Raw genomic sequence first — 7,220 nt, 5'->3', positions numbered from 1 at the left:
GTTACAACGACGGTCACATATTTATTTTGCTAGCCAGATTATCCATGTGTGCAGCATGAAAAAGAATCCCCATGCCTTTAAAATCCACCTTGCTTAGACATGACATTCTTTTATTATTTGCCATAAGGTTACATCATTATGATTCCCAACAAGGCAGTGGAGAAACTCAGCGTATTTGAAAAGGTGGGCTTTAGTTCTGGCGATGCCGCCTGTAACTTACTGTTTAATCCCATTACGATGTTTTTGGCGTTCTTCTATACTGATATTTACGGTATTAACGCTGGGGTTGTCGCCAGCATATTTTTATTGGTACGTGTAATCGATGCCTTTTTTGATCCACTTTATGGGGCGATGATCGATAAAACAAAAAGTCGTTGGGGGCGCTACCGGCCGTGGATGCTATGGTGCGCAGTGCCTTTTACAATAAGCTGTATGATGATGTTCTACACACCCGATTTAGGGCCGAATGCAAAAATCATCTATGCTTTTTTTACTTATCTGCTGCTCTCACTGCTCTATTCAGCCGTTAATATTCCGTTCTGCTCGCTAGGATGCGTCATCACTGGCAATGCCAGGGAACGCGTCTCCTGCCAACAGTATCGCTGCATTGCCGGGGCCGTCGCAGGGCTGTTTTGCACCTTTACGTTGCTGCCGCTGGTGCAGTATTTTGGCGGTGGTAATCGGCAAACAGGTTTTTTCTGGGTCGTTACGCTTTATTCTGTTTTAGCGCTGGTGCTGTTTGTTTTCTGCTTTCGTACCACCAGGGAACGCGTGGAGCCGCAAAATGAAAATAATGATGGTATCTTAACGAATCTGAAAAATGCCTTAAAGAACGATCAGCTTATTGTGTGCTCGCTGGGAATGTTTCTTGACTGTTTCCCTTCATTTGTTCGTGGTGCCGTCGCGATTTATTTTGCCAAATATATCATGCATCTTAATGACTGGATGAGCACATTATTTATGAGCCTGGGGATTGTGGCAGGTATTATTGGCTGTCTGATTACCCCACTGTTTACCCGTTATTTTTGCAAGGTTGCGGTATATAAATATGTGAAGCTGTGTCTGGTGGCGTTGTCATTAGCGTTATATTTAATTGATCCGTTGAATCAGACACTCATTTTCTCTTTTTATTTTGTCCTTTCCGTCGTCCACTTGACCAGTGCGCCTATTTTATGGAGTTTTGTCGGGGATGCCGATGATTATGGCGAATGGAAATTAAAGAAAAGAATGGCGGGGCTGTGTGCGTCCAGCAACCTGTTTACCCTGAAGGTCTCGCTGGCGGTAAGCGGCGCGCTGGTGGGCGGCATTCTCTCGCTCTACGGTTACGTTCCGGACGCGGCGCAGCAAAGCGAAAGCGCCGTCTCAGGCATTTATCTGCTGATGGCCGGTATTCCCGCGGCGGGCTATGCCGCAAGCTGGATCCTGTTTCAGTTTTTCTACAAGCTCGATCGCCAGACGATGGGGCGTATCGAGCATGAACTCTTCACCGTGTCAGAGGGGACGAAATGAAACACGCTGCAATTCATTATGATAAACACTATGTGATTGGTGATGTCGACCCCCGACTGATGGGATCGTTCGTTGAGCATCTGGGGCGTTGCCTTTACGGCGGGCTATATGAACCGGAACATCCGCAGGCGGACGCCTTAGGATTTCGCAACGATGTGAAGGCGCTGATGCATGAGGCCGGCATCAGCGGAGTGCGCTATCCGGGGGGAAATTTTGTCTCTGGCTATCAGTGGCAGGACGGTGTGGGGCCAAAAGCGCAGCGTCCGGTTAAAAAGGATATGGCGTGGAGCATGCTCGAGACCAACGAGGTCGGTACCAATGAGTTTGCCGCCTTTGCCAGAGATGCGGGCGTTGAGCTGATCATGGCCTGTAATCTCGGCACCGGCACGCCGATGGCTGCCGGAGAGCTGGTGGATTATTGTAATACGCCATCCGGTACCTACTGGGCCGAACTGCGCCGTTCGCATGGCGTTGAAACACCCCATGATATTCGTTTGTGGTGTCTTGGTAATGAGATGGACGGTAAGTGGCAAATAAGCGCCATGACGGCGCAGGAATATGCCCGTAAAGCACGAGAGGCCGCAAAAATTATCAAGTGGATGGACCCGCGTGCGCAGACCATCGCCTGTGGATCCTGCACGAACGAAGAGGGGCACCTCACCTTTGGCGAGTGGGATCGGATCGTCCTTGAGACTTGCTATGACGATATTGATTATATTTCGCTACATCGCTATCTGAACTACCGCCAGAACAAGCTGCTGGTGTATGCGGCCCATGAAGATGAACGTGATATTCCGTGGCTGTTCGCTGATCTACGCCGTTATCTCGATACGGTGATTGCCGCCTGTGATTTTGTGAAAGGCCGTCGTCATTCGGATAAAGAGATCAACATCAGCTTTGATGAATGGGGCGTGGTAACGGAGTCTGGTGCCGTACCGGGAGGCCAGCAGCAAACCTACGGCTACGCCAGTTTCACGCAGCTGGATGCGGTGGTGTACGGTGGTGTGCTTTGTACATTTCTCAACTATGCGCAGCGGGTAAAAATCGCCTGCCAGTCGCTGCTGGTCAATGAAGGTGGGATGATTTCGACCCAGCCCGGCGGAGGCGCCATTCGCCAGGCGACGTTTTATCCTTTCCGCGATGTGGCCCGCTATGCGAAAGGGGCTTCGTTGCGTCCGATAACGAATATCGAAGCCGTTAAAACCGGGCATCACGGCGAACATGTCGCGCTGGAAACGGCGGCAACGTTTGATGAGGCCAGCGGGCGGCTCGCGGTGTTTATCGCCAACCATGATTTGAACGATGATTATGCGTTACAGCTACGGCTGAACAGCTTCACGACGTTAAAAGCGATTTCGCATACGCTGTTGTATAGCGAAGATTACCGCGAAGGGAACACCTTCGAACAACCCGATAATGTTGTCCCGGTTATGCTGCCTTGCGCTGAACTGCAGGACGGTATGCTGAAGATGGTGGTGAAACGGCACTCGTGGAACGTACTGATTTTTGAGGCGTCGTAAGCAGAGCGAAACGGGCAGCGCTGGCTGCCCGTTTGTTGTTCAACCTAAAAACATCACCGATACACACATTAACCCGACAATCAGCGTAATCAGGCTACCGATAGAGCGGTGGGGCTTCAGCGCCGGGATCAGGTAAGTCGACAGCGTCGGCATGATAAACAGAATCATGGCGATCAGCGGGCCGCTGATAGCGTAAATCATCGAAATGGCATTCGGGTTGATGCAGCAGACGATGAACGTTACTGCGGAGACCAGCAGGATAGACAGCCCGCGATTGAACGAGCGGCTCTTACGCACGCCAACCTGGTTCAGCGACGCTTTCACCATCTCACTCGCTCCTTCAATCACGCCAAAATAGGTGCCGAGGAACGATTTTGACATCGCCACAACCGCCACAATAATGCCGGAAATCGACAGCCAGCCTGGTGAGTCAGGCATCATCGATAGCGCAGAGAGGATGGTGACGCCTTCCTCTTTTGCCGTATTAATGTACGACGGCGGAATCGAAAGCAGGCAGCTGAACACAAAGAACAGCACGCTCAGGCAGATAACCAAGTACGCTACCTTCATGATTTTTTTGCATTTACCCATGGCTTGCTCGCCGTATTTCTCTCGACGGTCGATGGCGAAGGTCGAAATAATCGGCGTATGGCTAAAAGCGAAAACCATCACGGGAATGGACAACCACACCTGATGCAAAGTGTGCGTGTTGACCTCCATCTGCGTGGTCAGCAGCGACGGCTGCCAGCTTCCGGTTAAATAGAGCGATAAGAACAGGAAGTAGGCGATCAGCGGGAACACCAGCATGCCCATGACGCGGATAGTGGTCTGGCGACCGGTCAGGAAGATCAGGTTCAGCAACAGCACCACGCCCAGGCTAATCAATGCACGCAAGGGTAAATCGACGGGCGTATAGCGGGCAATCTGCTCGGCCAGGGAATTGGTGATAGCGACGGCGTAGATTAGCACCACCACGAAGAAGGCAATGAAATAGAGCGCGGTGATTAAACTGCCGATCTTTTTGCCATAGTAGTGGGAGACGGCGCCGGTAATGCCAACGCTCGCCGGAGTGTTAGCGGAAAGGATGAACTGACATAAAGCGCGGTGCGGCCAGTAGGTTAACGGCCATGCCACCAGTGCGGTGATAAACAGAACTACCGCACCGGCGGCCCCTAGCTGGATGGGCAGGAAAAGGGTTCCCGCTCCGACGGCAGTGCCATATAGGGCAAAGCTCCATAGAGTTTCGTCTTTAGACCAAATTTTAGACATTATCTGAATATATCAACCATAAAACCAAAAAAATGGCGGACAATTTACCATAATTAGCTTTTCGTGTGGCTGAACATTTTCAGGCCGCTTGTTATCGGCCTGAAAAGAAGACTAATTTTGTGCGTAAAGATTCTGTTGGCGGCGTTTGATGATGCGATCGCGCAGCGTATCGTACGCCCAGTTGTAGAGCATGGTGTAAGGCAGGAAAAACAGGAAGAAGCCAATCTCCAGCGTGAGTGCCTGCAGCAGCGTTACGCCCAGCACGAACGACACGATGCTGACGCCAATAACGATAAACCCACACTCAAATCCCAGGGCGTGCAGGGCACGCACTTTTGCCGTCCGCTTTACGCGAGTGACCGGCCACAGGCGGTCAAAAACGGCGTTGTAGATGATGTTCCACACCATGGCGGTGGTGGCCAGAATAATCGTGAGTCCCCCCATTTCCAGTACGGACCGTTGCATCAGCCAGGCGGCAGTAGGAGCGAGGATCGCGGTGGCGATCCCTTCAAAGCACACGGCGTGGAAAATACGCTCCGGCAGCTTTCTGCGATGTAATAAATCGTGTTGCATCTGATGACCTTCGTTTTATTGAACACTGTTATGCGCATTTTATGGGTAAATGTGATAAGTAAAAGATAGAATCCATCGATAAAGTAGATACTTCATGCGCTATTCCCCCGAAGCTCTGACCGCCTTCGTTGAAACCGTCTCCTGTGGTTCCTTTTCCGCCGCGGCACGCCGTCTTCGTAAAAGTCAGTCGACGATCAGCACCGCCATCGCTCATCTGGAGGTGGATCTCGGCGTCACGCTATTCGATCGCTCTGCGCGCCAGCCGGTATTGACCCCGGAAGGTCAGCGGGTGCTGAGCTACGTGCAGGCGATCCTCGCCGCCAGCGAACGGCTTGATGAGCTGGCGGTTTCATTGAGCGGTGAAACGGAAGCGCGGCTGACTTTTGTGCTGTCGGATACTCTGCATCCGGACGTGCTGGAAGATCTGCTGGCGCAGTTCGATCGTCGTTTCCCGCATACCGAGTTTGAATGTCTGGTGGGGGAGGATGATGATGTGATCGATCTGTTGCAAAAAGGCCGCGCGCAGGTGGGGTTGATTGAGGCGCGCGACGACTACCCTACCGATATTGGTCATACCCGTCTGCCGATGCAGACGCGCATGGCGGTCTATGTCTCTCCCGATCATCCTCTGACCGCGCAGACACGCGTGGAGTGGGAGCAACTGCGCACGTGGCGCGAGCTTCGGTTGAATACCTATCTGGAGAATCGCACCGCACCCGCGCGCGGGCCAGTATGGTCGGCACCCAACTATCTGATGCTGCTGAGCATGGCGGCGCAGGGGCTGGGATGGTGCGTATTGCCCTGTGCGCTGGTGGATGAATTTGCCAGTTCGGCGGAGCTGACTATGCTGGATATTACAGGCTGGCCCATGTCGGTTTCTATCGATTTGCTCTGGCATAAAGAGGCTCCCCTGGGGGCGGCGGGGAGCTGGCTACGTCAGTACCTCCAGCAGGTGTCGACGTAGCGCAGACGATAAGCAATTCCTTTGTGATAAGACTCACTTTTTTTAAACAATTGCGAAAAAAGTTGATAACAATCATCTACTATACGCAGGTTATTTTGCGCTGAGGTTGAGATGAAAGATGTCGTTATCGTAGGTGCTGTCCGTACGCCCATCGGCTGTTTTCAGGGGGCGCTGGCGCGTCATTCCGCCGTCGAACTGGGTAGCCTGGTGATCAACGCGTTGGTCGAACGCAGCGGCATTGCCGCGACGTCGATCGACGAAGTGATTATTGGTCAGGTTCTGACCGCAGGTACCGGGCAAAACCCGGCGCGGCAGTCTGCGATAAAAGGCGGTCTGCCAAATACCGTATCGGCCATCACCATTAACGACGTTTGCGGATCGGGCCTGAAGGCGCTGCATCTGGCGACCCAGGCGATTCAATGCGGTGAAGCGGATGTGGTTATCGCCGGCGGGCAAGAAAATATGAGCCGCGCGCCGCACGTGTTGACCGACAGCCGCACCGGCGCACAGTTGGGCAATAGCCAACTTATCGATAGCCTGGTGCATGACGGCCTGTGGGACGCCTTCAACGATTATCACATGGGCGTCACGGCGGAGAATCTGGCGCGTGAATATGGCATCAGCCGTGAGCAGCAGGATGCCTGGGCGTTAAGCTCGCAGCATAAAGCCCGCAAGGCTATCGATTCGGGGCGTTTTCGCGACGAAATCGTTCCGGTGATAAACCCACAGCCTGGCGGTCAGCCGCAAATTGTGGATACCGATGAGCAGCCGCAAACCGATGCCAGCGCGGAAGCACTGGCGCGGCTGAGCCCGTCGTTCGATCTGTCGGGCTCGGTGACGGCGGGTAACGCTTCATCCATTAACGACGGCGCGGCGGCGGTGTTGATGATGAGCGAAAGCAAAGCGCTTGAACTGGGGTTACCTATCCTGGCGCGGATCCGTGCGTTTGCCAGCGTGGGGGTGGATCCGGCGCTGATGGGGATTGCACCGGTTTATGCCACGCGACGGTGCCTGGAGCGCGCAGGCTGGCAGTTGAATGAGGTGGATTTGATTGAGGCCAACGAAGCTTTCGCCGCGCAGGCCATTTCGGTGGGTAAAATGCTGGAATGGAACGAACAGAAGGTCAACGTCAACGGCGGAGCGATCGCTCTGGGGCATCCGATAGGCGCATCGGGCTGCCGAATTCTGGTTTCTCTGGTTCACGAGATGATTAAACGCGATGCGCGCAAAGGCCTGGCGACGCTGTGCATCGGTGGTGGTCAGGGGGTTGCCCTTGCCGTCGAGCGAGACATTCAGTAAATCTGCTTTAGTTTCTCCATTCTATTTTTTCCTTCAGAAAGACCTCATTCGAGGTCTTTTTTTGTTTATATACGCTGGGTTAAGAG

The 7,220-nt window shown here is 53.2% G+C and carries 6 protein-coding genes; 4 read left to right on the top strand and 2 right to left on the bottom strand.

The features are described from left to right. Positions 1-138 precede the first annotated feature (138 nt). Together NNN71_RS22785 and NNN71_RS22780 are read left to right on the top strand one after the other, a co-directional pair. Complete coding sequence (locus tag NNN71_RS22785; protein WP_271459405.1) at positions 139-1,509, top strand: glycoside-pentoside-hexuronide (GPH):cation symporter; 1,371 nt, start codon at positions 139-141, stop codon at positions 1,507-1,509. Further along, positions 1,506-3,029, top strand: a complete 1,524-nt coding sequence (locus NNN71_RS22780) for an alpha-N-arabinofuranosidase (protein WP_249022789.1) — start codon at positions 1,506-1,508, stop codon at positions 3,027-3,029. Before NNN71_RS22785 ends, NNN71_RS22780 begins: the two co-directional genes overlap by 4 nt. Positions 3,030-3,068: 39 nt before the next feature. Here NNN71_RS22780 and NNN71_RS22775 read toward each other — a convergent pair whose 3' ends face one another. Together NNN71_RS22775 and NNN71_RS22770 are read right to left on the bottom strand one after the other, a co-directional pair. After that, on the bottom strand, positions 3,069-4,298 hold the full coding sequence (locus NNN71_RS22775; protein WP_271459404.1) for an amino acid permease: 1,230 nt from the start codon (positions 4,296-4,298) through the stop codon (positions 3,069-3,071). A gap of 111 nt (positions 4,299-4,409) precedes the next feature. Then, complete coding sequence (locus tag NNN71_RS22770; RefSeq protein WP_064542893.1) at positions 4,410-4,871, bottom strand: multidrug/biocide efflux PACE transporter; 462 nt, start codon at positions 4,869-4,871, stop codon at positions 4,410-4,412. A 94-nt stretch (positions 4,872-4,965) separates the two neighbouring features. On the opposite strand from NNN71_RS22770, the gene NNN71_RS22765 reads away from it, so the two are divergent. Beyond that, complete coding sequence (locus NNN71_RS22765) at positions 4,966-5,835, top strand: LysR family transcriptional regulator (RefSeq protein ID WP_249022790.1); 870 nt, start codon at positions 4,966-4,968, stop codon at positions 5,833-5,835. A gap of 111 nt (positions 5,836-5,946) precedes the next feature. After that, positions 5,947-7,134, top strand: a complete 1,188-nt coding sequence (locus tag NNN71_RS22760) for an acetyl-CoA C-acetyltransferase (protein ID WP_163446087.1) — start codon at positions 5,947-5,949, stop codon at positions 7,132-7,134. Positions 7,135-7,220 lie beyond the last annotated feature (86 nt).

Origin of the sequence: Kluyvera sp. Awk 3, from assembly GCF_028069715.1 — a bacterium.
Lineage (GTDB): Bacteria > Pseudomonadota > Gammaproteobacteria > Enterobacterales > Enterobacteriaceae > Kluyvera > Kluyvera georgiana_A.
Note: the sequence above shows the minus strand (reverse complement) of the source record. Positions and strands in the feature narration are given on the sequence as shown.

What these genes read in the sequence shown, in the direction of transcription:
- NNN71_RS22770 (WP_064542893.1), bottom strand. Translation starts at nt 4,871, where the DNA reads ATGCAACACGATTTATTACATCGCAGAAAGCTGCCGGAGCGTATTTTC.
- NNN71_RS22760 (WP_163446087.1), top strand. Translation starts at nt 5,947, where the DNA reads ATGAAAGATGTCGTTATCGTAGGTGCTGTCCGTACGCCCATCGGCTGT.
- NNN71_RS22775 (WP_271459404.1), bottom strand. Translation starts at nt 4,298, where the DNA reads ATGTCTAAAATTTGGTCTAAAGACGAAACTCTATGGAGCTTTGCCCTA.
- NNN71_RS22780 (WP_249022789.1), top strand. Translation starts at nt 1,506, where the DNA reads ATGAAACACGCTGCAATTCATTATGATAAACACTATGTGATTGGTGAT.
- NNN71_RS22785 (WP_271459405.1), top strand. Translation starts at nt 139, where the DNA reads ATGATTCCCAACAAGGCAGTGGAGAAACTCAGCGTATTTGAAAAGGTG.
- NNN71_RS22765 (WP_249022790.1), top strand. Translation starts at nt 4,966, where the DNA reads ATGCGCTATTCCCCCGAAGCTCTGACCGCCTTCGTTGAAACCGTCTCC.